Origin of the sequence: Curtobacterium sp. PhB142, assembly GCF_004341255.1 — a bacterium.
In the GTDB taxonomy this organism is placed as follows: domain Bacteria; phylum Actinomycetota; class Actinomycetes; order Actinomycetales; family Microbacteriaceae; genus Curtobacterium.
Genome location: NZ_SLUT01000002.1, coordinates 39,608 through 64,270, shown reverse-complemented (window position 1 = coordinate 64,270; position 24,663 = coordinate 39,608). Strand labels below are relative to the sequence as shown.

25 protein-coding genes are annotated in these 24,663 nt (G+C 71.6%); 7 read left to right on the top strand and 18 right to left on the bottom strand.

Going from position 1 to position 24,663, the window contains the following annotated elements; genetic code table 11:
• Window positions 1–8: 8 nt before the first annotated feature.
• Entirely contained in the window at window positions 9–500 is a 492-nt protein-coding gene (locus EDF31_RS03720) for a VanZ family protein (protein ID WP_131845243.1), read from the top strand.
• A 48-nt stretch (window positions 501–548) separates the two neighbouring features.
• On the opposite strand, the gene EDF31_RS20270 is transcribed toward EDF31_RS03720, so the two are convergent.
• From EDF31_RS20270 to EDF31_RS20465, 4 genes are all read right to left on the bottom strand, one after another.
• Window positions 549–905: a GntR family transcriptional regulator gene (locus EDF31_RS20270; RefSeq protein WP_243649836.1), complete on the bottom strand. Its 357-nt coding sequence runs from the start codon at window positions 903–905 to the stop codon at window positions 549–551.
• Window positions 902–1,825, bottom strand: coding sequence for a hypothetical protein (locus EDF31_RS20265; protein ID WP_243649833.1), 924 nt, complete (start codon window positions 1,823–1,825; stop codon window positions 902–904). Before EDF31_RS20265 ends, EDF31_RS20270 begins: the two co-directional genes overlap by 4 nt.
• Window positions 1,826–1,917: 92 nt before the next feature.
• Window positions 1,918–3,180, bottom strand: a complete 1,263-nt coding sequence (locus tag EDF31_RS03710) for an MFS transporter (RefSeq protein WP_131845242.1) — start codon at window positions 3,178–3,180, stop codon at window positions 1,918–1,920.
• 159 nt (window positions 3,181–3,339) lie between these two features.
• Window positions 3,340–4,176, bottom strand: a complete 837-nt coding sequence (locus EDF31_RS20465; RefSeq protein ID WP_165901318.1) for an SGNH/GDSL hydrolase family protein — start codon at window positions 4,174–4,176, stop codon at window positions 3,340–3,342.
• A 141-nt stretch (window positions 4,177–4,317) separates the two neighbouring features.
• On the opposite strand from EDF31_RS20465, the gene EDF31_RS03695 reads away from it, so the two are divergent.
• Complete coding sequence (locus EDF31_RS03695) at window positions 4,318–5,253, top strand: PD40 domain-containing protein (protein WP_131845239.1); 936 nt, start codon at window positions 4,318–4,320, stop codon at window positions 5,251–5,253.
• Window positions 5,250–5,549 (top strand): Dabb family protein, encoded by a 300-nt coding sequence (locus EDF31_RS03690; protein WP_123294686.1) that lies wholly within the window; start codon window positions 5,250–5,252, stop codon window positions 5,547–5,549. Before EDF31_RS03695 ends, EDF31_RS03690 begins: the two co-directional genes overlap by 4 nt.
• 240 nt (window positions 5,550–5,789) lie before the next feature.
• Here EDF31_RS03690 and EDF31_RS03685 read toward each other — a convergent pair whose 3' ends face one another.
• Window positions 5,790–6,281 (bottom strand): MarR family transcriptional regulator, encoded by a 492-nt coding sequence (locus tag EDF31_RS03685; RefSeq protein ID WP_131845238.1) that lies wholly within the window; start codon window positions 6,279–6,281, stop codon window positions 5,790–5,792.
• Between the two features lie 38 nt (window positions 6,282–6,319).
• Between EDF31_RS03685 and EDF31_RS03680 the strand changes: the two genes are divergently transcribed.
• Complete coding sequence (locus EDF31_RS03680) at window positions 6,320–7,534, top strand: FAD-dependent monooxygenase (protein ID WP_131845237.1); 1,215 nt, start codon at window positions 6,320–6,322, stop codon at window positions 7,532–7,534.
• A gap of 34 nt (window positions 7,535–7,568) precedes the next feature.
• On the opposite strand, the gene EDF31_RS03675 is transcribed toward EDF31_RS03680, so the two are convergent.
• Entirely contained in the window at window positions 7,569–8,156 is a 588-nt protein-coding gene (locus tag EDF31_RS03675; protein WP_207896056.1) for a TetR/AcrR family transcriptional regulator, read from the bottom strand.
• Between the two features lie 52 nt (window positions 8,157–8,208).
• Between EDF31_RS03675 and EDF31_RS03670 the strand changes: the two genes are divergently transcribed.
• A complete protein-coding gene (locus tag EDF31_RS03670) occupies window positions 8,209–8,703 on the top strand; it encodes a GNAT family N-acetyltransferase (protein ID WP_131845235.1) in 495 nt (164 codons plus the stop codon).
• Between the two features lie 37 nt (window positions 8,704–8,740).
• Here EDF31_RS03670 and EDF31_RS03665 read toward each other — a convergent pair whose 3' ends face one another.
• From EDF31_RS03665 to EDF31_RS03650, 4 genes are all read right to left on the bottom strand, one after another.
• Window positions 8,741–11,167, bottom strand: a complete 2,427-nt coding sequence (locus EDF31_RS03665) for a glycoside hydrolase family 3 N-terminal domain-containing protein (RefSeq protein WP_131845534.1) — start codon at window positions 11,165–11,167, stop codon at window positions 8,741–8,743.
• Between the two features lie 107 nt (window positions 11,168–11,274).
• A complete protein-coding gene (locus EDF31_RS03660; protein ID WP_123313217.1) occupies window positions 11,275–12,156 on the bottom strand; it encodes a carbohydrate ABC transporter permease in 882 nt (293 codons plus the stop codon).
• Window positions 12,156–13,178: a sugar ABC transporter permease gene (locus EDF31_RS03655; RefSeq protein WP_131845234.1), complete on the bottom strand. Its 1,023-nt coding sequence runs from the start codon at window positions 13,176–13,178 to the stop codon at window positions 12,156–12,158. Before EDF31_RS03655 ends, EDF31_RS03660 begins: the two co-directional genes overlap by 1 nt.
• A 2-nt stretch (window positions 13,179–13,180) precedes the next feature.
• Window positions 13,181–14,479, bottom strand: a complete 1,299-nt coding sequence (locus EDF31_RS03650) for an extracellular solute-binding protein (RefSeq protein ID WP_131845233.1) — start codon at window positions 14,477–14,479, stop codon at window positions 13,181–13,183.
• Between the two features lie 145 nt (window positions 14,480–14,624).
• Here EDF31_RS03650 and EDF31_RS03645 point away from each other — a divergent pair, with 145 nt between their 5' ends.
• Window positions 14,625–15,656, top strand: coding sequence for a LacI family DNA-binding transcriptional regulator (locus EDF31_RS03645; RefSeq protein WP_131845232.1), 1,032 nt, complete (start codon window positions 14,625–14,627; stop codon window positions 15,654–15,656).
• 7 nt (window positions 15,657–15,663) lie between these two features.
• On the opposite strand, the gene EDF31_RS03640 is transcribed toward EDF31_RS03645, so the two are convergent.
• Window positions 15,664–16,647 (bottom strand): AraC family transcriptional regulator, encoded by a 984-nt coding sequence (locus EDF31_RS03640; RefSeq protein WP_131845231.1) that lies wholly within the window; start codon window positions 16,645–16,647, stop codon window positions 15,664–15,666.
• 121 nt (window positions 16,648–16,768) lie between these two features.
• Between EDF31_RS03640 and EDF31_RS03635 the strand changes: the two genes are divergently transcribed.
• On the top strand, window positions 16,769–17,215 hold the full coding sequence (locus EDF31_RS03635) for a MarR family transcriptional regulator (protein WP_123294672.1): 447 nt from the start codon (window positions 16,769–16,771) through the stop codon (window positions 17,213–17,215).
• 67 nt (window positions 17,216–17,282) lie between these two features.
• Here EDF31_RS03635 and EDF31_RS03630 read toward each other — a convergent pair whose 3' ends face one another.
• The 7 genes from EDF31_RS03630 to EDF31_RS03600 form a co-directional block, all read right to left on the bottom strand.
• Entirely contained in the window at window positions 17,283–19,130 is a 1,848-nt protein-coding gene (locus tag EDF31_RS03630) for a choice-of-anchor G family protein (protein ID WP_131845230.1), read from the bottom strand.
• Complete coding sequence (locus tag EDF31_RS03625) at window positions 19,127–19,849, bottom strand: hypothetical protein (RefSeq protein ID WP_131845229.1); 723 nt, start codon at window positions 19,847–19,849, stop codon at window positions 19,127–19,129. Before EDF31_RS03625 ends, EDF31_RS03630 begins: the two co-directional genes overlap by 4 nt.
• Window positions 19,846–20,397, bottom strand: a complete 552-nt coding sequence (locus EDF31_RS03620; protein ID WP_131845228.1) for a signal peptidase I — start codon at window positions 20,395–20,397, stop codon at window positions 19,846–19,848. The genes EDF31_RS03625 and EDF31_RS03620 overlap by 4 nt, the downstream gene beginning before the upstream one ends.
• A gap of 8 nt (window positions 20,398–20,405) precedes the next feature.
• Window positions 20,406–21,143, bottom strand: a complete 738-nt coding sequence (locus tag EDF31_RS03615; RefSeq protein WP_243649831.1) for an acyl-CoA dehydrogenase — start codon at window positions 21,141–21,143, stop codon at window positions 20,406–20,408.
• 123 nt (window positions 21,144–21,266) lie between these two features.
• Window positions 21,267–22,115 (bottom strand): carbohydrate ABC transporter permease, encoded by an 849-nt coding sequence (locus tag EDF31_RS03610; RefSeq protein ID WP_228504701.1) that lies wholly within the window; start codon window positions 22,113–22,115, stop codon window positions 21,267–21,269.
• Entirely contained in the window at window positions 22,115–23,086 is a 972-nt protein-coding gene (locus EDF31_RS03605; protein WP_185021092.1) for a sugar ABC transporter permease, read from the bottom strand. Before EDF31_RS03605 ends, EDF31_RS03610 begins: the two co-directional genes overlap by 1 nt.
• On the bottom strand, window positions 23,083–24,402 hold the full coding sequence (locus EDF31_RS03600; RefSeq protein ID WP_131845227.1) for an ABC transporter substrate-binding protein: 1,320 nt from the start codon (window positions 24,400–24,402) through the stop codon (window positions 23,083–23,085). Before EDF31_RS03600 ends, EDF31_RS03605 begins: the two co-directional genes overlap by 4 nt.
• Window positions 24,403–24,663 lie beyond the last annotated feature (261 nt).

Sequence of the window (24,663 nt, the reverse complement as noted above, 5' to 3'; positions counted from 1 at the left end):
GGAGATCCATGCTCTCGACCCTGCTCATCGAAGTACCGTGGCTCGCGTTCGGCGTGCTGATCGCGGTCATCGTCGTCGCGCCCGTCGTGGGCGTCTGGCTGGCGCGCCTGCCGCGGCTCACCGCCGTGCTGTTCGGCCTCGCCGTGGTCGTGACGCTCGCGCTCACCCTGTCCCCCGACGGCGCTCCCCGGTCCGACGTCACCTGCAACGTCGGACTGCCGTACCTGGCGCCGACCGCGGTCGAGTCGACGGCCAACGTGCTGTTGTTCGTGCCGGTCGCGTTCCTGGCCGGGGTGCGGTGGCGGCGCCCGGTCCTCGCGGCCGTCGGCGCCAGCGCGTTCTCCGTCCTCATCGAGGTCGTCCAGGCGGTCGTCCCCGTGATCGGTCGGGCGTGCGACACGAGCGACTGGATCACGAACACCATCGGCGCCGTGGTCGGTGGGGCACTCGCCGCCGTCGTCGCGCTGCGGGCACGTCGGCGCGTGGCGCAGGTCAGCTGACCCGGGCGAGGGATCAGTCTCGAGGCACGGCGCACCGTGTCGGCACCGTCAGCGCCGACGTCCTTCCCACATCGACGCGACGGTCGCCAGGAGCGCGTCGAGTCCGACGTCGCCCCGCACCGATTCGACCATCTGCGCGACACTCGCGACGACTGCATCGGACACTGCCTGCGTCTCACGGACCGTGGTCCCGCGGCCGCGGCCGGTGGCGATCAAGCCGTCTGCCTCGAGCTGCTGGTAGGCCCGCGCGACCGTCCCCGGGGCGACGCGGAGATCGCCGGCGAGCTGTCTGATCGACGGGAGCCGCTCGTGGGCCGTGAGCTCACCGGACCGGATCGCGTCGGCCAGCTGCTTGCGGACCTGCTCGAACGGTGGCGTCGGGTCATCGGCGCTGAGGGTGATCACGCGGCGACCGCCCCCGTCGCGATCAGGCGGGCTGCCGTCACGGCTCGGACGACCGCCGCGACGGCAGTGACGATGCCCGCGAACGCGACGACGACTCCAGCCAGGACCACGACCATCCCGAGTCGCACCACCACCGTTGCGGCCCCTCCGGCCAGACCGGAGTCGAGGTGCAGCGCGTTCATCAACGGCAGACCGGCCGCCGAGAGGAAGACCGCCGCGGTCAGGAGTGCAGCGGCAGTCCCGACCAGTGCGACGACCTGCCCCGCACGCTGGCGCAGCGCTCCGTCCGCTGCATCGAGATCCGGCCACGCCGCCGCCGGGGTCACCGCGATCCGCCAGAGCGACGCCCACACCCCAGCCGAGAGCAGCGCGATGCCGAGGAGCGCCGGAAGGCCGAAGTACCAGCCGGGGAAGAGGTACGGCCCGTCGCCGGCCGGGCACTGCATCGGGAACACGCTCGTGCACAGCCACCGCCCGTCCGGCGCGGGAGCCGATCCGAGCCCCGCCACCAGGACGATGCCGACGGCACATCCGACCGCCCACCAGAGACGCCGCCACTGCTGCGGAAGCAGGGCACTCCGTGCGGACCGCACCTGCAACGACGCGGAGCGATGCGCCGTCGCGCCGTCGATCGCGACGGCGGGGATCGCGGCGAAGACGAGGAGTGCGACGCCTGCGCCGGCGCTGGGCCCCACGAAGAACGACACGCCCTGCAGCGCTCGCGCGTTCGTCCCCGCGACCGCACAGACGACGAACACGGCCAAGCCGACGACGAGGCTCAGGACCACCCGGACCAGGAGTGCCCGCTGCGCCACCACCACCGCTGCGCCTCGTTCACTCGACACGGACCGGCGGAGCCGGAGCCATCCGGCCAACCCACCAACTGCGAGTGCTGCGACCAGCACTCCTGCGAATCCCACGACGTACTCCATGACCCCTCCAATGTACTGTCCAGAAGGTACAAGCCGGAGCGCCTCTGTGTCAACAGCTCGGTACAAGTTCGACCGGGCCCTCAGCTGTCTGCGTCACCCGGTGAGGCGATCTGCACCCGGGCAGGCAGGCCGCTCACGGCCGCGCGCCAGCTCCACGCCGCCCCCGCGAACACCAGCACCGTGATCACCCAGAGCAGCCACGGCACATCGGTGTCGAGCAGTCCGAGACCGAGCGGGAAGAGCGCCATCCCGATCGAGCTCGCGGTCTGGAACACGCCGATCGCGCGACCCCGCACGCGCGGATGCGGAGCCTCGGCCATGACGGCGTTGGCGGCCGGCAACGCGATCATGTCCGCCGCTGCGAGCAGCACCCCAACGACGGCGACGTAGGACCAGGCCGCTGCACCGCCCAGCGGCGGGAGGACGATGAGCGGAAGCGCGGTCAGCGCAGTGAGCAGGGCGCCGACCGCGACCAAGGTCCCGCGCCGGAACCCGACGACCCACCGCGTGACCGAGGTCTGGAAGACGGCACAGAGCGCGGTGGCGATGGCGAACTGCACGGGTGCCACCGCCGGCGGCATGTGCCACTGCTGGACGAACAACACACTGAGGGCGACGTTCGGGAGGACCATCGCCGGGCCGATGAGGAACTGCCCGAGGGTGATGAGCCGCATCGAGCGGTCCGCGAAGAACTCCCGGATCGTGCCGGACGACTCGTCCGCACCGCGTGGCGGCTGCGGGTGACGTGCCCGTTCGCCGGTTCGTTGCGTGGCGAAGACGACCGCCGCCGCGACACTCGTGACCACGTTCGCGAGGATGAGCCAGCGGAGTCCGTCCTGCCCCTGCGCGAGCGTGACCGCCGCGAGGATCGCCCCTGAGCCGAGGGCTGCCGCCTTGATTGCTTCGAGGAACGCGAACCACCGTTCGAACGGTCGCCCGTCCGCGAGGTCGTGGACGTAGGCAGTCCACGACGTCCAGTACAGGCGCTCGGATGCGTTGGCGAGGAAGATCGCGACGAACACCAAGACCGGGTCGTGTGCGATCAGGTAGACCGCGAAGCCCGCGGCGGACATCAGGTTGTTGACGATCATCGACACCTTCGCGCCGAGGCGGTCAGTGACCACCCCGCCCAGCAGACCGATCGGTAGCGCGACGAGGGACGCCGCCGTCGACAGCAGACCGATGACCGTGAGCGGTAGGTCGGTGGTGAGGGTGAAGTAGACGATCGTCAGCGGCAGCGTCAGGCCGGCGCCGACAGTGTCGATGAGCACCGCGAACGTGACGAAGCGGTGTTCGGAGAGTGTTGAGCGTGCAGCCCGGAGTCGGGCAGAGGCGAAGAACACGAAGGATCCCAGGAGTCATCGCGACGCAGAGCCGTCGCGGGCGTGCAGAAGGATCGCGAGCGGGTCGCTCGCGATGCGATTGCCTGCGCGGGTGCGCTGGGTCAGTTCTGCGTTGCCATGACTCCGGTGTGATGGTCGGACGTGCGCCGTCCGATCAGGCTAGCCCTTCGCACCCTCCACCGCGATGTGAATGGCCTGCTGCATGCGTACCGCGACCTTCTTCGACATCGCGACCGTGGGGTGGACACCGTCGTAGGTCCGGCTCGACGGCCATCCACCGTTGAGCTGCCGGTCCGCCGCCCACGGGTCGACGAACAGGTAGCCGTGGGTGAGCGCGTAGTTCTGCAGGTCACGGTTGAGGATCTCGCCCTGCTTGCGACGGTCGATGCGCTTCTTGCCGTACTTCGTGATGTTCGACGGGGCGATCGCGGCGATGACGACGTGGCGGGCGCCGATCTTCGTCACGATCTTGCCGATGTTCTGCTGGATGCTCTTGCTGCTGTAGGCGTACCGGAGGTCGTTCGTGCCGGCCATCACGACCAGGACGTCAGCGTCCTTCGCCGACGACCGGGTCAGGATCCGCGGCGTCGTGGCACCGCCGATGGCCGTGCCGCCGATGTTCTTGAGCGTCTTGTCGTTCATCTGCCGCATCCACGAGCCGTCCATCGCGGTCAGCGAGTCCCCGGCGTAGGTGACCGAGATCGTCGACGGCGTGGGCTTCGGAGTCACACTGGGCGTCGGCGTCGCGGTGGGTTTCGGTGACGCAGTCGGCGCCGCGGGCGCGGACGGCGTGACGGGAACCGGGGTCGAGGCGGTCGGCTCCGACGTCGGGGCCGGCACGTCCGTCGCGGTCGGCGTTGCGGTCGGCGTCGCGATCGGTGCTTCCACAGCGGTGGCGGTGTTCGGGATCGCGGCGAGCAGGACACCGGCGACGACGACGACCGAGGTGGTCGCGGCGATGAACGGCAGGCGGGAGGGGCGCGGGGAGGGCGACAACGTGAGCTTTCGTCTAGGGTACGAGCCCGCTCAGCATACGGGTCTCGAAGACGCGTCATCATCCCCAACGCGGGGGGCGGACGACCACCGCCACTCGGTCACGCCGTCGCGAGCCGACGCCCCCTGTGGAACAGTGTGCGCATGCTCCTCGACGACGAAGCCCCGGGTCGCGTGCTCGCACCGGGCCAGACCTGCCGGATCCGGATCTGGCATCGCGCCGACCGGAGCGTGACCACCGTGCACGAGTCCGCCGAGCGGCTCTACGAAGCGCCGAACTGGACCGCCGACGGCCGCCTCGTGCTGAACGGCGACGGGGTCCTCTGGACGATGCCGGCCGACGGCGCCGCACCCCCGGAGCGAGTCGCGATCGAGGGCGTCCCGCCCCTGAACAACGACCACGTGCTCGATCCCGACGGCGTCACCGTGCACGTCAGCGCGAACGACTTCCACATCTGGAGCGCCTCGCTCACCGGCGGCGCAGCGACCAGGGTCACCGCGGACGACGGCGGTCTGCACTTCCTGCACGGCGTCAGCCCCGACGGCTCCGAGCTCGCCTACGTCCGGCTCGACCCGTCCGGTGACGCCGTCTGGTCCTCGGGGACGATCCGGGTGATGGGCGTCGACGGCAGCGCGGACCGCGCCGTGACGACGGACCCCTCCGCAGCCGACGGCCCGGAGTGGACGCCGGACGGCAAGTGGATCCTGTTCAACACCGAGCAGTTCGAGTCCGCACCGGGGCACGCGCAGATCGCCCGGGTCCGACCGGACGGCACCGGCATCGAGCAGCTGACCGTCGACGAGCACGTCAACTGGTTCCCGCACCCCGCCCCGACCGACGACGCCGCCGTCTACCTGTCGTTCCCGCCCGGCACCGAGGGGCACCCGGCCGACAGGCGCGTGCGGTTGCGCCTCGTCACCGGCGACGGATCCCTCAGCGCCTGGGGACCCGAGGTCTGGCAGGCAGCCGAGACCATCGTCGAGCTCGACGGCGGGCAGGGCACCCTCAACGTCAACGGGTGGGCTCCCGACGGGTCCGCCCTCGCCTTCGTCGACTACCCCATCGGAGACCCCGCATGATCGTCCACACCGTCTGCTTCACGCTCGTCCACGCCGCGGGCTCCCCGCACGAGGCCGCGTTCCTCGAGACCGCCCGCGACACCCTGCCGGCGATCCCCGGCGTGCAGGACTTCACGGTGTCCCGCCAGGTGTCCACGCAGAGCGACTTCCGGTTCCAGTTCTCGATGGCGTTCGCCGACCAGGACACCTACTCGGCGTACGACGCACACCCCGCGCACCAGCGCTTCGTGGCCACCCGTTGGGCGGACGAGGTCGCGTCGTTCCAGGAGTTCGACTTCGTGCCCCTGCCCGCCTGAGCGGTTGCGGGTGCGGGTCGCTTCCGCCGTCGCGTTCGTCCACGTGCGTCCGTCCGTCCACCAGCGCCGAGGTTCCGAGATCGTCGCATCTCGGGGCGCCCAGGGGCCGGACACGGAACCCCGCTGAACGTGAGCGGCAAGTCGTGGGACCTCACGCCCGCGAACGCGAGGTGACGCGTGGAGGACGAGCGAGACGAGCCCCGTCGTCACGCGGCCTCTGGCACCTGCCGAAGCCGCCCCTCAGCGTGCCTGCAGGCGACCGTTCGCCGACGCGGCAGCCGCGGTCATGCGCCGCAGGAACCCGAGGACGATCCGCGTCTCCTCCGGATCGGCATCCCGCACCGTGGCGGCGATCTCGGCGCCGGAGAACGCGAGGAACCGTCCGCTCTCGGCGCGCGCGGACTCGGTCGGCCGCAGGGTGACCCGCCGTCGGTCGGCGCTCTCGCGGTGCCGGGTGACGTGCCCGGCCCCCTCGAGACGGTCGAGCAGCACCGACGTGGCGCCCGACGTCATGCCGATCCGCCGGGCCAACTGCGCCGGGGAGAGCGGCTCGCCGGCCTGGTCCGCCCACACGATCTGTCCGAGGGCGTTCGCGTCGGAACCGGGCAGACCGATCCACGACGACAGGTGCCGCTGGAGCTCGTCGAAGGTGACGGCCCAGTCGCGCAGCGCGTGCATGACGGCCACCTCGTCGTCGGACCACACCGTGGTGAGGGGGTCGATGTCGGGCATCCAGGTTCCTTTACTGTGCAGTTGCTTTACTGTAAAGCATGACCTCACAGCACGCAGTGATCTCCGGAGCCAGCATTGCAGGCCTGTCCGCCGCCTGGTGGTTGCGCCACGTCGGATGGCAGGTGACGGTGATCGAACGTGCGCCGTCCTTCCGCGACGGCGGGCAGAACGTCGACGTCCGCGGGGTCGCCCGCGAGGTGCTCGACCGCATGGGCCTGGTCGACGCCGTCCGCGCACGCAACACGACCGAGACCGGGACGGTGATCGTCGATCGTGACGGCAACGTCCGGTCCGAGCTGCCCTCCGACGGCCCTGACGGTGCGACGGCCGAACTCGAGGTCCTGCGCGGCGACTTCGCCCGGGTGATCCTCGACGACCTGCCCGACGCCGTCAGCATCGTCTACGGCGAGACGATCCAGGACGTCGACGACCAGGCCGGCGGACGCCGGGCGACCGTGACCACCGACGCCGGACGGATGCTCGACGCCGACCTCGTGGTCATCGCCGAGGGCGTCCGTTCCCGCACCCGCGACCGTCTCTTCCCCGCCCCGGGCGAGGTCGACGAGCGGGACCTCGGGGTGACCATGGTCTTCGGGACGATCCCGCGCACGCCGTCCGACGACGACCGGTGGCGCTGGTACAACGCTGTCGGCGGCCGTCAGGTGCACCTGCGCCCGGACCCGTACGGTACGACCCGAGCGATCCTGGCCTACGCCGGCGGCGACGACCTGGTCGGCCGCTCGCGGTCGGAGGCCCTGGCGACACTGCGGACCCGCTACGCCGACGCCGGCTGGCAGACCGACCGCGTGCTCGACGGGTTCGACGGCTCCGACGACGTCTACCTGGACGAGCTGACCCAGATCCGGATGCCGCGCTGGCACCGCGGCCGCGTGTGCGTGATCGGCGACGCGGCCTGGTGCGTGACGCCGATGGGTGGCGGTGGCGCTTCGCTCGCCCTGACGAGCGGGTACGTGCTGGCGGCATCGGTCTCGGCGGACGAGGACCTGGACCGCGCGCTCGACGCCTTCGACACCTGGATGCGTCCGCTGGTCGACAAGATCCAGGGCATCCCGAAGGGCATCGTGCACTTCGCGTACCCGCAGACCCGGCTCGGGCTCGCTGCACGGGGCATCGCGGACAAGGTGCTGCTGTCGGCACTCTTCCGGCCACTGGCGGCGCGGCTCACCCGGGTCGCCGACAGCGATCGCCCGCTGCCGCGGCTGCGCGGGCCCGAGGCGGTCTCGATGGGGTAGTGCCGATCCGACCGGGCAGCGGCGTCGCTGGCGACTACGGCCTGTCGAGAGCGGCATCGAGGACGAGCTCGACCGACGCACGCTGTCGCGCCGCGGTCCACCGGTCGGGGTCGCCGCTCGCCAGGCTCGAGACTCCCTCGACCAAGGCCGCCAGGGCGAGCGCCTGCGCCGACGTGTCCCGCGACGCCCCGCGACCAGCCGCTCCGAGGAGGCGCGTGAGCCGCTCGACGAAGGCCCGGCTGTGCGCCGCGTGCCGCTCGGCCAGGGCGGGGTCGCTCAGCGCCGCCGACAGGAATCCGAGCCAGACGCGCGATTCCTCGGAGGTCGCCCGATCGGTCGGGAGCGCACCGAGCACGACCGCTCGCACGGCAGCGGCCGGATCCGGAGCCTCGCGCTCGAGTGCGTCGGACCGGACCCGGGTGCGCTCGTGCAGGACGTCCCGCGCATGCAGGAGCAACGCACGTTTGTCCGGGAACGTGTGCAGGACCAGGCCGGTCGTGCACCCCGCCCGCTCGGCGACGGCGCGCAGCGTCAGTCCGCCCGCACCGCGTTCGGCAAGGGTGGCGAAGACCGCCTCGGACAGGCGTTCGCGCTGCGCGTCGTGGTCGCGGATCCGTGGCACGACATCATCGTAACGGGTGTTACGGTAACAAGTGTTACGGAAAGGACCCGTCATGCTCTGGACGATCAACCGCACACCCTTCGACCACGCCGACGCCGATCGGCTCCGGGTGGCCCAGCGACGCGAACTCGACGCCCGCTACGGCAGCGACGACCACGAACCCGGCACGCCACCGTCGGCCGGCGACGTCCCGGTGTTCCTGGTGGCGCGGGACGCCGACGGCACGGCGATCGCCTGCGGTGGTCTCCGCCCCCTGCCCGACGCGGTCCTGGGCGCGGACACCGTCGAGATCAAGCGCATGTACGCCGATCCCACCGTGCGCGGGACTGGTGCGGCGACAGCCGTGCTGCGTGCGCTCGAGCAGGCGGCGTCCGACCTCGGTGCCCGGCGTCTCGTGCTCGAGACCGGGACCCGGCAACCCGACGCGATGCGGTTCTACGAGCGCGAGGGCTACGCGCCCATCCCGCTGTACGGGGCCTACGTGGGATCGGACGAGTCCGTCTGCTTCGCGAAGGAGCTGCCGGCTCGGGCGGGCCGTGCGTCCTGATCCGTCCGCACGGCCCGCCCCGTCGGCGCAGCCCGGCTCAGCCCACCGTCCACTCGACCATCCGCGGGTCGTCCAGCGTCACCTCGTGCACTGGCCCCGTCACGTCGACCGTGGCGCGCTCCGTGGCGGAGCCGGGAACGGGGTGTCGGACCGGCCCGTCGCCGGACGCGACGATCCCACCTGCCGGCACCGGGCCTCCCGGTCGTGACGCCGCCGCGTGGGACGCGACCCAGACCTGCACGTCCCCGGGTTCGACGACCCGGCGCAAGCGACGGTCGGTGAACGCGAACCGCTGGACGGGGACGCGGAAGCGGACCCGGGTGGACTCCCCCGCGGCGAGCGCGACGCGCGCGTAGCCGAGCAGCTGGACCTCCGGTCGGGTGACGCTACCGTGCACGTCGTGGCCGTAGAGCTGGACGACGTCCTCGCCCGCGTGTGCGCCCGTGTTCCGGACGGTCACCGAGGCGTCGAACAGCCCGTCGGTGGGCACCGACGCGTCGACGACCAGTTCGTCGTACGCGAACGTCGTCCAGCCGAGGCCGAAGCCGAACGGACGGACCGGCGTCGAGTCGGCGGCGGTGACGTCGGACGGCCCGCCGAGCCGCGGGTGCAGGTACGTGTACGGCTGGGCGCCGGCGGCACGGGGCAGCGAGACGGGCAGGCGACCGGACGGCGATGCGGCGCCGGTGAGCAGGTCGGCGATCGCGGTGCCGCCCTCCTCGCCGGGGAAGAACGCCTGCACGACCGCCGCGGGTCGGCGAGCGCCAGCAGCGACTCGGCTCGCGTCGGCCGGGCCAGCGGCGACGACACCGTCTTCGGCTTCGACACCGTCGCCGTCGAGCGCCCACCCGATGGCGTAGGGCCGCCCCGTGAGCAGCACCACCACGGTCGGCGTGCCGGTGGCGACGACCGCCTCGACGAGCTCGCGCTGCACACCCGGCAGGTCGAGCGACTCGGTGTCGTTCCCCTCGCCGACCGTGCCGCGGCCGAACAGGCCGGCCTGGTCGCCGACGACGACGACCGCGACGTCGGACGCGGCGGCCACGGCGACGGCATCCGCGAACCCGGCACGGTCGGAGCCGGTGACGGCGCAGCCCGCGGCGAAGCGCACGGCGTCGTCGCCGAGGGCGTCGACCAGCGCCTCGCGCACGGTCGGGATGGCGAAGCCGAGCGGCAGGTCGGGGTGCGAGGCGAGCACGTGGTTGGCGAAGGAGTAGCAGCCCTGCAGGGCCTCGGCGCGGTCGGCGTTCGGGCCGATGACGGCGACGGACGCCCCGGCGCGCAGCGGGAGCACGGGCGCGGGCGCCGGCACGCCAACGCCAACGCCAACGACCACATCGTCGTTCGACAGCAGCACCAGCGACCGCGCCGCCAACTGCTTCGCCAACGACCGGTGCAGCGGGGTGTCCAGGTCGATGCCGGTGGGTGGCTCGTCCTCGAACGCCTGCGGGTCGAGCAGCCCCAGTCGCTCCTTCTGCCGCAGCACCCGCAGGACGGCGCGGTCAACCAGGGCCTCGTCGAGCAGCCCCGAGCGGACCCGTTCGACGAGCGGCGCGAGGTACGCGTCCCCGGTGGGCAGCTCGACGTCGATGCCCGCCTCGAGCGCCAGTGCCGCTGCTTCGCCACGATCGGCGGCGATGCCGTGCATGACCTCGAGGAACGCGACCGAGAAGTAGTCCGCGACGACGGTGCCGTCGAAGCCGAGCTCGTCACGCAGCAGTCCGGTCAGCAGTTCACCGTTCGCCGCGACGGGCACGCCGTCGATCTCGGCGTACGAGTTCATGACGCTCCGGGCGGCCCCGTCGCGCAGCGCCATCACGAACGGCGGCAGGTACACGTCGGCGACCTCGCGCGGTCCGGCGTGCACGGGTGCGTGGTTCCGCCCCGCCTGCGAAGCGGAGTACCCGAGGAAGTGCTTGAGCGTCGCGTCGACGCCGGCCGCCTGCAGGCCGCGCACGTAGGCGGTCCCCACGGTGCCGACCAGGTACGGGTCCTCGCCGATGCACTCGTCGACCCGCCCCCATCGCGGGTCGCGGATCACGTCGAGGACCGGTGCCAGGCCCTGGTGCACGCCGAGCTGCCGCATCGACGCACCGATGGCGGCGCCGACCTGCTCGACCAGCTCCGGGTCGAAGGCCGCACCCCACGCCAGCGGGGTGGGGAACGTCGCGGCCTTCCACGCTGCGAGCCCGGTCAGGCACTCCTCGTGCACGAGCGCAGGGATCCCGAGCCGGGTCTCGCGCTTGAGTCGCCGCTGTTCCGCCCACAGCCACGCCGCGCGGTCGTCGGGTTCGACCGGTCGGGTGCCGTAGACGCGGGTGAACTGGCCGATGCCGTCGCGGGTGATGTCCGCCAGGGTGCGGCCGTCGGCGGCCGCCGCCATCTCACCCTGCATGGGCGCGACGACGCCGGTCTGGTCGAGCCAGTAGCCGACGAGCTGCGCCGCCTTCTCGTCGAGCGTCATGGCGGCGAGCAGGGCGGTGGCGCGGTCGGGTCCGGTCGCGTCGGGTGCGTCGTGGTCGTCCTGGAGGCGCGGCTGGCGTCCGGTGTCCCGGGTCGCGTCCGTCGTCGTCACCCCTTCACCGCCCCGGTCAGGCCGCCGACGATGCGGCGCTGGAAGATGGTGAAGAACACCAGTGCCGGGATCATCGACATCGACGTGAACGCCAGCACCTTGGCCGTGTCGACCGAGTACTGCGACGAGAACGCCTGCACGCCGAGCGGCAGTGTGTAGCTGCCCTCGTTGTTCAGGATGAACAGCGGCAGGATGTAGCTGTTCCAGCTCGCGATGAACGCCAGGATGCCGACCGTGACGACGCCCGGCAGCGACAGCGGCACGACCATGCGGAAGAAGAACCCGAGGCGGCTGGCGCCGTCGATCGACGCTGCCTCTTCGAGCTCGTCCGGGATCGCCCGCAGGAACGGCACCAGGATGATGACCGTGGTCGGCAGCGCGAAGGCGATCTGCGGCAGGATCACGCCGGCCAGGCTGTTCGTCAGACCGAGGTCCTTCACGAGCAGGTACAGCGGCGTGATGGCGACGGTGATCGGGAACATCAGACCGGCGGCGAACAGGGCGTACAGCGCACCGCGGCCGGCGAACCGGTACCGGGCGAGCACGAAGCTCACCATCAGTCCGAGCACGACGACGCCCGCGGTGGTGGTCACGGCGCTGATCGTCGAGTTCGCGAGCTGCTGCCAGAAGATGCCGCTGGACAGCACGGATCCGTAGTTGCCGAGTTCGAACGGCGCTGGCAGCCCGGCCGGGCTCGTGGTGATCTGCGAATTCGTCCGGAAGCCGCCCAGCACGATGTACAGCACCGGGGCGAGGTTCGCGGCGACGAACAGGATCGCCACCAGGTAGGTGAGCGGGTTCGCGCGACCGATGGCCGCGCTGGACCGCCGCTCCCGCGTGGCCCGCCGCCCGGGGGCGACGATGCTCGTGGTGGCCATCAGTTCTTCCTCTCGGTGAGTGCACCCGCGGTGTCGCGGCGGAGCACGAAGCGCTGGTAGATCAGGGCGACGGCGAGCGAGATCACGAACATGACCACGGCGACGGCGCTGCCGAAACCGAAGTTGCCGGACGTGCGACCGTTGGCGACCATGTACGTCGCCATCGTCGAGGTGCCGGCGGTCGACGAGATGTACTGCCCCCAGATGATGTAGACGAGGTCGAACAGCTGCAGTGAGCCGATGATCGACAGGAACGCCCAGATCCGGATGGTGGGGCCGAGCAGCGGCAGGGTGATCCGCCGCTGGATCTGCCAGTAACCGGCACCGTCGATGGCCGCCGCCTCGAACAGCTCCTCGGGGATGCTCTGCAGGCCGGCCAGGAACAGGATCACCGCGAAGCCGATGTACTTCCACGAGATGATCACGAGCAGGGTCCAGATGGCGATGTCCGGGTTGGACAACCAGTCGGCCCGCAGCCCGCCGAGGCCCATGCCCTGGAGCAGGTCGTTCACTGCGCCGTTCGACTGGAGCATCAGGCTCCAGCCGGTGCCGACGATCACCTCGGAGATGACGTACGGCACGAACACGAGCACGCGGACGAGCCCGCGGCCGTGCATCTTCTGGTTGAGCAGCAGGGCGAGCACGATGGCGATCGGCCCCTGCAGCACGAGGGACAGCACGACGATGAAGCCGTTGTGCATCAGGACCGCGTGGAACGCCTTGTCCTGGAAGATGATCAGGTAGTTCTGCAGCCCCACGAAGTCGGTGGGCGGCCCGTAGCCCTGCCACTTGAAGAACCCGTAGTAGGCGGCGAGCACCACGGGCAGGATCACGAAGGTGACGAAGACGATGACCGCGGGGCCGGCGAGCACCGCGATCTCGACGCGCTTCCGCCAGTCCGCGATGCGGCGCGTGGACCGCCGTCCGGCGGGGAGCGGCGTACCGCTCCCCGCCGGGGACGTCCCCGCGGCCCTGTCCGCCCCGGTGGGCGGGGTCGTGCCGAGCGAGGTGTCGAGGGTCATGGTCAGCCCTTGGCCGCGGCCTGGTTGGTGGTGTCCACGATGTCCTTCGCGCTTCCCTTGCCGGCGAGCAGGTCGACGACGCTGGTGTTCAGCGCGTTGCCGACGTTCTGGCCGTACAAGGTGTCCAGGTACTGCGAGACGAACGGCGCGTCCTGGTAGGCGGCGAGCGCCGACTTCAGGTAGTCCGCGTCGACGACCGACTGGGCCTCCTGGTTGACCGGGATGGCCTGGAACGCCGTGTAGTACGCCTCCTGGTTGTCCTTCTGCACGATGAAGTTCAGGAAGTCGGTGCAGGCCTTCTTCGGGGCCTTCGCCGAGCAGGAGTTGCCGTCGACGCCGCCCATCATCGACTTCGGGTCACCCTTGCCACCGTCGATGGTCGGGAACGGGAACCAGCCGAGGTCGGCCAGCGGCTTGCCGTCCGGGGTGAGCGAGCTGATCACGCCCGGGTCCCAGGCCCCCATGAGCTCCATGGCGGCCTTGTGGTTCGCCAGGAGACCGGCGGAGCTGCCGGCACCCTGCTGGGCAGCGGTGGTCAGGAACCCGTTGTTGAACGGCTCGGTGGCGTTGAAGTCCTCGAGCTGCTCGCCGGCCTTCGTCCAGCAGGCGTTGTCGAACTTCAGCGACTTCGCCGCGCCCTCGAGCGTCTTCTGGCTGCACTCGCGCAGCGCGAAGTTGTAGTACCAGTGGGCGGCGGGCCAGGCGTCCTTCGCACCGACGGCGACGGGGTCGATGTCGGCGGCCTTGAGCTTCGCGATGTCGTCGTTCAGCTCGTCCATCGTCGTCGGGGTACGGTCGATGCCGGCCTTCTGGAACAGGTCCTTCGAGTACCAGATCCCCTCGGGGAGCACGGCGCCGGGCATGGCGTAGGTGGCACCGTCCTTCTCGTAGCCCGCGAACGTCCCGGCGCTGATCGACTTCTTCGCGTCGGCGCTGATGGAGTCGGAGATGTCCATGAGCTGCCCGGCGGCGATCATCGCATCCATCTTGCCGCCGCCGCGCTGCAGGAAGACGTCCGGTCCGTCGCCCGAGTTGAGCGCGGTCTGCAGCTTGCCGTCCAGGTCCTCGTTCTGGATGGCCTGCGTCTTGATGGTGACGTTCGGGTACTTCGCCTCGAACGCCTTGACCGTCGAGGCCCAGTAGGCCTTGCCCGGTCCGGTGGTGGAGTTGTGCCAGAAGGTCATCGTAACCTTACCGTTGCCGTCGTCGGCCGCGTTGCCGCCTGCCGAGCAGCCCGTGGCCACCAGTGCTGTCGCCCCGATCAGCGCGATGGCTGCCGCGGCACGGATCTTCCTCGTCATCGTGGAACTCCTCGTGTCGTCGTTGACATGCAGCGACATCCACTGCCGCTGCGGAGAGCGTGCCAGGTGCTCCTGCCGCTTGTCAATCGATATCGATAACGTTTTCTATGCCGTTTTGAAACGCCATCAGCGGTACGGTGAGCACATGGACTCGGCACTCGGCGCGCGTCCCGGTGCCGGCCGGGTGACGATCGGCGACGTCGCACGGGTCGCGGGGGTCTCGATCCCCACCGTGTCGAAGGTCATCAACCAGCGCGACGGCGTCGCCGCGGCCACGATGATCCGCGTGCAGCAGGTCGTCGCGGACCTCGGCTACGAGACGTCCTTGGTCGCCCGCAGCCTGCGGAGCTCCCGCACCGGCGTCGTCGGCATCCTGGTGCCCGAGTTCGAGCCGTTCTCGACCGAGCTCCTGCGTGGCATCTCCAGCGCGACGACCGGCACCGGCTACGAGCTGCTCGCCTACGCCGGCCTGATGACCGGCGCCGACCGTCCGGGCTGGGAACGCCGGTCGCTGTCACGCCTGTCCGGCACCCTCATCGACGGCGCCATCGTCGTCACGCCGACCACGGCCCTGTCGAGCTCGTCGATCCCGGTCGTCGCGATCGACCCGCACACCGGACCCGAGGGGCACGCGACGGTGGATGCCGACAACGAGGGCGGGGCCGTCCAGGCCGTCGAGCACCTGCTCGCGCTCGGGCACACCCGGATCGCGCACCTGCGGGGCCGCGTCGACCTGGCGTCCGCCCAGCTGCGCGAGGCCGGGTACCGCTCCGCACTGACCGCCGCCGGACTCCCGATCGACGAGCGGCTCGTCCGTGACGGCGACTACCAAGAGGAGCAGTCCGCGGCCGTGGCGCGGGATCTGCTCACGATGGACGACCGGCCGACCGCGGTGTTCGCCGCGAACGACTCGTCAGCCGTCGGTGTGCTGCGGGCCGCGGCGGAGCTCGGCCTGCGGGTGCCGGAGGACCTGTCCGTCGTCGGGTTCGACGACGTCCCCCAGGCGTCGATCACCACCCCGCCGCTCACCACCGTGTCGCAGCCGCTGGCTGAACTCGGGTCCCGCGCGGTCGAGATGCTGCTGACGATGCTCCGTGGCGAAGCCGCGTCGGACCACGTCCGCCTGTCGACCACGCTGCGGGTGCGTTCCAGCACCGGCCCCGCGCCGCGGCCCTGACCCCCGGCTAGCGGCGCAGGGTCTGCTTCGGGTACTCGCCGAACCTGGCCGCGTACGACGCCGAGAACCGGCCGAGGTGCGCGAACCCCCAGCGTCGGGCGACGTCCCCGATCGCTCCGACCTGCGGGTCGAGTGCGAGGAGTTCGCTGCGCACGCGGTCCAGACGGACGTCCCGCAAGTAGGTGAGCGGCGACACGTCGAACACCCGACGGAACGACTCCTGCACCGACCGCACGCTCAGGCCGGCCACCGCGGCGAGGTCGGCGATGGTCACGGTCTCGGACGCGTGCGCGTGGACGTACTCGACGGCGGCGCGCAAGCGGGCGTTCCGAGGCAGGGCAAGTTCCGCCGGCAGGTCGTCGAGCTGCGGCGGGAAGGTCTCGAGGAACGCGGCGATCGCGAGCGACTTCGCCGCGATCCAGGTGTCGGAGTCCGGACCGCCGACACGGAGCGCGCGGGACAGCGCGGCGAGGGCACCCTGCCACCGGCCGTACATCGCGTTGTCCGGTTCGCGCGTGTGGTCGAAGCGCAGCGGGCGGTCGCCCAGGTCGAGCTGTTCGCCGGCGACGCGGTGCACGAGCTCCCGGTCGAGGTGCACCAGGCGCTGGTCGTGGTCCTCGGCCGCGAAGACGAACGCGGTGTCGCAGGGCAGCAGCGTCGGCACGTTCCGGTGCAGGTCCACCCGCTGCCCGCCGACGTCGAGGTGGGCGCTGCCGCTCGTCATCCACGCGACGATGTAGTCGGTGCTGATCGGCATCGCACCGCGCAGGACGCCGCGCATCTGGGACCGACGGATGCTGATCTCGGTGTCGCCGACCGCGGTGTAGCGGTAGAGGAACTCGCTGCCGGTCTGCTGGGCGGACCACTGCTCGGCGCCGTGCACCATGGCCAGGTCACGCGCCGCCGACTCCGGATCGATGCCGGACACCTCGAAGCGCACCGACTCGCTCGCGCGTCCACCGGCGCGCGGGGCCTCGTAGGTGTCACTCACGGTGCATCGCCCCCGTGCCGGACACCCGAACCTGACCGTGCGACTCGTTATGTGGATACGCTGACCCGGTGAGCACGGCGTACGGTGGCGCGGACCCGATCGGTTCGAAGGGGGCGCGCTCGTGAGCGATCTCGACCTCGTGGCGGCGCTCACCCGTCTCGAAGCAGCAGTGTCCGCGCTGCGGGCGCGGCTGCGCGACCAGCTCGACGTCTCGGGCAGCGACCTGACCGTGCTGCAGTTCGTGTCCCGCGCCGAAGCGGCCGACCGGACCGTCCGCGTGAAGGACCTCGCGAAGCACCTCGGCCTGACCGGACCGGCGGTGACCGGCATGGTGGACCGACTCGAGCAGAGCGGACACCTCAGCCGTGTGCCGAACCCGGCCGACGGACGGAGTCGCCACATCGAGCTGACCGAGACCGCCAGGCGTGACTACTCGATCGCCATGGACGGCACGAACAAGCACCTGCACGAGCTGTTGGCCTCCTTCTCGGAACGGGACAGGGTCCGGTTCGTCCGGATCGTCGACCGCATCATCGCGGCCGTCGACCTCGGCGCCCCGAGCCCCTGACGGCAGGGTACGGGCGGTCAGCATGCGGCTCCGGTGATTGTCCACCATGCGCAGCTAGGTAACGATGCTACCTATCTCGGGGGCGGGCGGTTCCGACGAGCGACACCGAGTTCGGCCCCACCACGGCGCTGGCCAGGTCGACGCGGGCCAGTCCCCCGGGCACCAGGGCGTCCGCGATCGACAGGCGGAGTGCGGTCTGCGTGTACTGCCCGGTCGTCGCACGGCCGGCCGGGGTCGGGGCGGCCGCGAGGTCCTGTTGCACGTTCACCCGGAGCGAGAGCACCCCGGGCAGCCGCGCGAGGACCGTCCCGAGCGCACTGACCACCGGGCCGCCGATCGTCGTCGTCAGCGTCGTGCCGAGCGTCCCGACGAGTGCGAACAACCGGGTCGTGAGCGTCCCCACCACCGCCTGGGTCAACGGGTTCACGAGCGACGTGGCGAGGCCGGTCACGACGCCGAGCAGGCCGCCCAGGTCGAGTCCGAGCAGCGCGACCCCGACCGACAGCTTCGTCTGCCCCGCCATGAGCGCCGCGACCCCGGTGTCGACGCCGATCGACAGCGTGGCGATCTTCACGCGGATGCCGAGCACCAGGGGTGCGCTGAGGTCGGCGGCGAGCGCGATCCGGACGTGCAGGGACCCGAGCGCGGTCGTCAGGGCGGTCGTGATCTTCCCCGCCCAGGCGTCCACCACCTGCCCGAGCCGGTCGGCCAGCGCACCGAGGGTGACGGCGTCGAGCACCACCTCGTGGTTCGGCGGCAGGTCGTTGAGCCCGTGCTCGTCGTCGCCGAGCAGGTGCGCGAGGTCGACCCGGACGGATCCGGCCGACAGGTCGAGCGACAGCGTTCCGCCGGCGTCCTGAACGGGTTCGGCGAGCAGCGGCGCGACCGCGCCTGCCAGGTCCGGCCCGGTGATCTCGACCGTGCCCCCGATGGTGCCGAGCCCGAGGCTGCCGGTGAGCCCGCCGAGCACCCCGAGCACGCCCTGGTTGATCGTCCGTGCGAGCACCCCGTCCTGCCCGCCGAGCGCGTCGACCGCGGCGTCGAGCTGGACCACGGTGTCGTTCACCGCCGTGACGAGCGCGCCGACGAGCGGGCTGTCCACACGGAGGTCGAGGCTCGCGATCCCGTAGTCGCGCTCGAGCCCGGCGGGCCCGCTGTCGGCAGCGACCTGCTGCACTGCGGCCCGCAGGTTCGTCGCGAGCGTGCGCTGGACGACCCCGCCCCACACGTCGTCGCTGATCGCCTCGCACCCGGCGAGCTGCGCACTCGCACCGACGGCTCCGGCGTCGAGCCCCACGTCGGTGACGTCCGCGATGCCCGGCAGTGCGCGGCCGAGCGTGATCGACGCCGGGTCGGGCAGGTCGCCGGACGGGGTCGTCGGTGTGACGAGCACGCCACCGGAGTCTGCGACGAGCCCTGATGCCGCCACCGCGTCACCGGTGCCCGACGCCGTCGCGACCTGGTTCACCGCGCCCGCCGAACCGGCCGGCAGTCCGAGGCCGAGACCGGTGAGGTCGATGCCCGCCACGTCGCCGAGCAGCCCGACGTCGAGCGGGTTGCCGAACGCCTGCGTGAACGGGCGGCCGCCGGTGCCGAGCTCGGGCGCCGTGGCCGGCTCGACCGATGCCGGCGCAGCTCCGGTCTTCGCGACGTCGACGCCGCGCACGGTGGCGACGTCGTCGAGGTCGATGCCGGCGATGCTCCCGCCCAGGAACCGGCTCGAGGCCGTCGACGTGTAGTCCGCGTCGGTGCCGCAGTCGAACGACGACGTCCCCACGGCCCCGTGCGCCCACTCGCGGTCCGACCACGACGCGGTGCTCGGGACGGCGGTGGGCGTGACCAGGGCTGCTGCGACGACGATGCCGGTGACGACCGCGATCCGGCCACGGCGCAGGTGCAGCGGACGCCGGCTCACGACCGGCTCCTGGGGCGTCGGAGCCGGAGGGCGACGCCGGCGAGCACGGCCGCGACCGCGACGAGCACCGGCCCCGCGAACCCGCCACCCGTCATCGCGAGGACGACCGGACCGACGTCGTCGCCGCTGCCGTCGCCGTCGCCGTGCGTCGGGCGTCCGGGCACGACGGGGTCCCCGCCGCGGGCGGTCACGCCGACGCCGACCTCGGCGGTCCGGGGCACCGTGGTCGCGGCGTCACCGAGGGACAGCCGGACGAGCAGGTACGCCGAGCCGTCGCCGTCCGGGTCGGGCACACGGACCGACGGCGCGGTGGTCGCCCAGTCGACGAGGGGGACGGCGTCGACGAGGGCGGCGGTCTGTCCGCCGCACGTGGGGGCTCCCGACGGGTCCTCCCACGGCTGGTCGCACGTCGCGACCGTCACGAGCACGCCGTCGGTCCCGCCCGGCAGGCCGCCCCGCCCCGTGAGCTGCAGGTCGAGGGTGACCGGGCCGGGCTCGTCGACGCTCGTCCGCACCTGCCACGTGACGTCCGCGTCGTTCCCCGCCCCGGGCAGCACGAGGGGCTCCGGACCGGTGTGCAGCACCAACCGGCCCGGCGTGCCGGTCTCGGCCACGGGCCTCCAGTCCGTCGCGGCGACCGCCACCGCCGTCGTGCAGATCCCGGTCGCACCGACGAGCACCGCGGCGACCGCCGCGGAGGTGGCGAGGACGCGGGTCACGAGTCCTCCCGTCGGGCCGGCCAGAACGCCCACGCGACGAGCACGCCGACGAGCGCGACCGCCAGCCCACGGGCCGGGGCACTCATGACCACGACGAGCACCGAGCCCAGGCCGGGGGCGTCCGCGAGCACGAGTCCGGCGTGCCGGACGACGTACGGGTCGCGGTCGTCGGAGGCGTTGTCGTCGCCCCGCAGGGTCAGCGACCGCGCGGCGGTGTCCCCCGGCACCCGGTCCACCGCGACCACCCGGTGGGTGACGGGCAGGGTCGACCCCGCGCGCGGGACCGTGACGACGTCCCCGTCGGTGATCTCGGCCGCGGGGACGCGGTGCGTGATGGCGAGCCCGCCCGCGGGGATCGTCGGGGCCATCGACCCGGTGGTGACGACGACGAACGACAGCCCGGTGAACGCCACGGCGGCCCAGGCGAGCAGGCACGTGAGCCCGATCGCGCCGGCGACCGTCAGGACGACGGTGCGGATGCGGTCGGCGGGACGACGGAGCGGCGCCGCGCCCTCGTCGGAGGACGTCGGCGCGGTGGAGCCGCGCACGGCCGCGCTCAGTCGGACTCGGCGGCGAACTGCCACGCGGGCGCGGCCGTCCGCCCCTGGAGCGCGTCGACCGACGTGCCGGCGGGCAGGGTCGGCGACGCGGGCAGCGAGACCTCGAAGCAGTACACCTGCGTCGACCCGCTGGCCGCGGCGAGGGGCCGCGCGATCGTCGCGGCAGCCGTGCCGAGCGGCCCGGACGCGACGCTCGTCCACGGCACGTCGAACGCTGTGGCGTCGCACACTGCGGTGGTGTCCGTGATCGCGGCGACCCGGACCTGCAGGGCGTTCCACAGCAGGTCGTCGGCATCGGAGACCGTGACCCCGGACGCCGGGACCGCTGCCCGGAGCACCAGGTCGCCGGCGATCGAGTCGGCGGTGGTGCGGAGCGCGACGGGGGCGTAGGTCGCGGTGCCCGGCGACAGGGCGAGCGCGTCGACGGTGAACCGGAGCGCCTGGCCGGGGTTCGTCTCGTCCGAGGTGAAGCCCGCCGCGGCGAACGGCGCCGTGACGTTCTGCTCGACCTCGAACCCGGACGTCCCCACGCCCGGCCCACCCGAGCCGTTCCCGCCGAACACCCACTCGGTGTCCGTCCACGACGCGAGCGTGTAGCCCGCGCCGCCGATGACGAGGACCCCGCCGGCAGCGAGCGCGAACAGCCGGTTGCGACGCCGGGAGCGGCGGGCGGTGTCGTCCGCGGCGCGACGGCCACGGTTCCGGGCGCGCGGGGGCGCAGTGCTGTCAGCCATGACGTGTCTCCTGATCCGTGACGCCGATCGGTGGCGGCGACGGCCGGGGTGGTTGGTCCTGGCCGTCGCCGTCGACGTCTGCTCCGATCCTGGCGGACTATCCCTCAGGAATCAATGGACGCGTCACCCCTTGACGGCACCGGAGGTGAGCCCCGACACGATCGAGCGGCGGAACACGAGCACCAGGATCACGATCGGCACCGTCGCCGCGACGCTCGCCGCGAAGATCTGCGCGAAGGGCACCGTGAACTGCGTGCCGAACAGCGCGATGCCGACCGGGATCGTCCGGAACGAGTTCTCGCTGTTGAACGTCAGCGCCATCAGGAACTCGCTCCACGACGCCGTGAACGTGAAGACCCCGACCGTGAACAGGCCCGGCTTCGCCATCGGCAGGATCACGCTGAGCACGGTGCGCCACGCCCCCGCCCCGTCGATCTCGGACGCCTCCTCGATCGTCGAGGGGATGCCGACGAGGTAGTTCCGCATGATCCAGATGGCGAACGGCAGGTTGAACGCGACGTACGGCACGATCAGGCCCGGGTACGAGTTGAGCAGTCCGAGGTTGCGCTCGAGCAGGTACAGCGGCGTGAGCACCGCGATCGCCGGGAACACCGACAGCATGAGCAGCGACGTCATGATCGCCGTGCGGCCCTTGATCCACCGGCCGGCGAGCGCGTAGCCCGCCAGGAACGCCAGCGCGAGCACGATCACCGTCGTCGACACCGACACGATGACGCTGTTCACCATGTACTGCCCGAGCGCGTTGTCGCGGAAGGCCACCACGAAGTTGTCGAGGGTGAACGACTGCGGGAACGCGGTGGGCGGCGACTGCCCGATCTCGGACGCCGGCTTGAGCGACGTCGACACCAACCAGTACAGCGGCAGCGCCGTGAGCACCGCGATGACGACGCCGCTGACGTTGACGGTGTTGACCCACTTGCGCCAGCCCTTCCGCACACGTTGACGGGGCATCAGGCATCCCCTCCCTTCGCCTGGTTCCGGAACGCCCGGAGGAACAGCAGACACCCGGCCGCGACGATGATCGCGGTGGACGTCGCGATCGCCGCGCCCGGGCCGATGTTGATGTCCTGGAACAGGACCTTGTAGCCCATGATCGCGAGCGACTGGGTGGCGGTGCCCGGTCCGCCGTTCGTCAGCACGAAGGGCAGGTCGAACACCCCGAACGCCTGCAGGATGCGGAACAGCACCGCGATCGTCAGCGTCGGGGTGAGCTGCGGCAGCACCACCCGCCAGAACGTCTGCCAGGTGCTGGCCCCGTCGAGCTCGGCGGCCTCGTAGTGGTCCTCGGAGATCTGCACGAGCCCGGCGAGCAGGATGATCGCCACGAACGGCGTCGTCTTCCAGATGTCCGCGACCATCAGGCCCGTGATCGCGGGCACCGGTTCGCCGAGGATCACCGGGGCGTCCCCGAACAGGCCGAAGAACCACGTCGCGACGCCGTAGGTGCTGTCGTAGATGTATTTCCACAGCTGCGCGTTGACGATGGTGACGAGCGACCATGGGATGAGCATGAGCGCGAGCATCCAGCCGCGGGTCGCCCCGAGCCGCTCGAGCACGAGGGCGACGAGCATGCCGAGCACGAGCTCCACCGAGACGGTCACGACCGTGTACAGCACCGTGAAGCCGAGGGCTCGGTACCAGTCCGCGCTCTGCAGCAGGGCCGCGTAGTTGCCGAGCCCGAACGACTGGATCGTGAACCCCTCGTAACCGACCTCGACGTCCGCGAAGCTCAGGACGATCGAGTACACCACCGGGAAGATCGTCACCGCCGCGACGACCAGGAGCGCCGGGGCCGCGAAGCCCCACGCACCCCGCGCGCGGATGCGGTCGAGACGCGACCGCCCGCTCAGGCGGGGCGGCGGGTCTTGGCGACCCGTGCCTCCCGGCCTGGTGCCCGACCGTGTGGCCGTGCCGGCGCTCACAGCGCCTCCCCCTGCAGGGCGAGCGCGATGGCCGAGGCCATCGTGCTCGTGCCGCCGTCGACGGACGCCTGTCCGCCGAGGATGCTGTTGCCGTTCTGGTACACGCCCTGCGAGACCTTCGGGTAGTACGCCGTCGAGGTCGGACGGGGCACCAGCGTGATGCCGGCAGCGGTGTCGTACGTCGGGCGCTGCTGCTGCTTCGCGTCCTCGCTGACGAGCGAGGCGCTGCGGGCCGGCAGGACGCCGCCCTCGCGGGTCAGGAACTGCTGCGCCGTCTCGCTCGACATCCAGCGTGCGAACGTCAGTGCTGCCGCGGGCTGCTGCGTGTGCGGGTTGATGTAGTTTCCCCACCCACCGATGGTCGAGTGGTGCTCGTCCTGCCCGTCGAACGTGGGACGGGCGGCGAGCCCGACCTTGCCCGCGACCCGGCTGTCCGGTCCGTTCGCGATGCCCCACGCGTAGGACCAGTTGCGGAGGAACGCCGCGCGGCCGCCCGAGAAGGCGTCGTTGGTGTCCTGTTCCTGGTAGGTCAGGGTGGCCCGTGGCGACGCACCCTCGGTGATCAGCGAGCGCATGAACTCGAAGGCGCGCTTGGTCTCCGAGCTCGTCGTCTCGGGCTTCGTCAGGTCGTCGTTGAGCAGCGAGCCGCCGGCGTCCGCGACGAACTCGGTGACGTTGCAGGTGAGGCCCTCGTACACGTCGCCCTGGAACGCGAACCCGTAGCTGACGTCACCGGTGTCGACGAGCTTCGCGGCCGTCTCGCGCACTTCCTCCCACGACGCCGGCACCTGCAGGGAGTGCTTGGCGAGCAGGTCCTTCCGGTACAAGAAGAACGACTCGTCGATGTAGAGCGGGAACATGTAGTACGTCCCGTCGACGCTCGCCGCCTGCCGCAGTCCTTCGGGGAACTGGTCGAAGAAGTCCTCGCCCACGAGTTGGTTCACGGGGGTGGCGAGCTTGTTCTTCGCGAACTGCCCGGGCCACGCGACGTCGCCGAGGTAGACGTCCGGCGTGCTGCTGCCGGCCGCGATCTGCGTCGTCAGGCTCGTCCGGTTCGTGTCCGTGTCGCTCGGGGCGGACACGATCCGCACCCGGATGTTCGGGTGCTCCTTCTGGAACTCGGCGATGAGCCGGCGCCGCAGGTCACCGCCGTCCTTCGAGGCGACCTGGCCCGCCCACCAGCTGATCGTCGCCTCGCCCTCCGGCGGGTCGGTGGGCCAGTCCTGGACCAGCGTGCGCTCGGGGCGCGTGGAGCAACCCGCGAGGAGCAGCACCCCCGCTCCCCCGAGCAGGAACATCCTGCGGTCGATGGCCATCCGTCCTCCTCGACGTGTGGTGCTGCGAACCTGTGCGTCCACACAACCAACGGACCCTGAGCGCCCGGTGGGTGGGGGCGGCGGCGGCCGCACGGTGTCGCTGGCGGCCCGGTCACTGTCGCGAAAGCGACACCCTGCCGCGGAACGTTCGCAGGGATCTGTCGCTTTCGCGGGTGGGGACGTGGGGCCGCGGGGGGGGGCGGCCCGGAGGCCCGTGGCGGGGACGACCCGCGCCTCCAGTCCGGCAGGTGGTCGCGAAAG

Excerpts from the sequence above, each read along its gene's own strand:
- EDF31_RS03720 (WP_131845243.1), top strand. The coding sequence starts at position 9 with ATGCTCTCGACCCTGCTCATCGAAGTACCGTGGCTCGCGTTCGGCGTG.
- EDF31_RS03695 (WP_131845239.1), top strand. The coding sequence starts at position 4,318 with ATGCTCCTCGACGACGAAGCCCCGGGTCGCGTGCTCGCACCGGGCCAG.
- EDF31_RS03690 (WP_123294686.1), top strand. The coding sequence starts at position 5,250 with ATGATCGTCCACACCGTCTGCTTCACGCTCGTCCACGCCGCGGGCTCC.
- EDF31_RS03685 (WP_131845238.1), bottom strand. The coding sequence starts at position 6,281 with ATGCCCGACATCGACCCCCTCACCACGGTGTGGTCCGACGACGAGGTG.
- EDF31_RS03680 (WP_131845237.1), top strand. The coding sequence starts at position 6,320 with ATGACCTCACAGCACGCAGTGATCTCCGGAGCCAGCATTGCAGGCCTG.
- EDF31_RS03670 (WP_131845235.1), top strand. The coding sequence starts at position 8,209 with ATGCTCTGGACGATCAACCGCACACCCTTCGACCACGCCGACGCCGAT.
- EDF31_RS03665 (WP_131845534.1), bottom strand. The coding sequence starts at position 11,167 with ATGACGCTCGACGAGAAGGCGGCGCAGCTCGTCGGCTACTGGCTCGAC.
- EDF31_RS03660 (WP_123313217.1), bottom strand. The coding sequence starts at position 12,156 with ATGGCCACCACGAGCATCGTCGCCCCCGGGCGGCGGGCCACGCGGGAG.
- EDF31_RS03655 (WP_131845234.1), bottom strand. The coding sequence starts at position 13,178 with ATGACCCTCGACACCTCGCTCGGCACGACCCCGCCCACCGGGGCGGAC.
- EDF31_RS03650 (WP_131845233.1), bottom strand. The coding sequence starts at position 14,479 with ATGACGAGGAAGATCCGTGCCGCGGCAGCCATCGCGCTGATCGGGGCG.
- EDF31_RS03645 (WP_131845232.1), top strand. The coding sequence starts at position 14,625 with ATGGACTCGGCACTCGGCGCGCGTCCCGGTGCCGGCCGGGTGACGATC.
- EDF31_RS03615 (WP_243649831.1), bottom strand. The coding sequence starts at position 21,143 with ATGGCTGACAGCACTGCGCCCCCGCGCGCCCGGAACCGTGGCCGTCGC.
- EDF31_RS03610 (WP_228504701.1), bottom strand. The coding sequence starts at position 22,115 with ATGCCCCGTCAACGTGTGCGGAAGGGCTGGCGCAAGTGGGTCAACACC.
- EDF31_RS03600 (WP_131845227.1), bottom strand. The coding sequence starts at position 24,402 with ATGGCCATCGACCGCAGGATGTTCCTGCTCGGGGGAGCGGGGGTGCTG.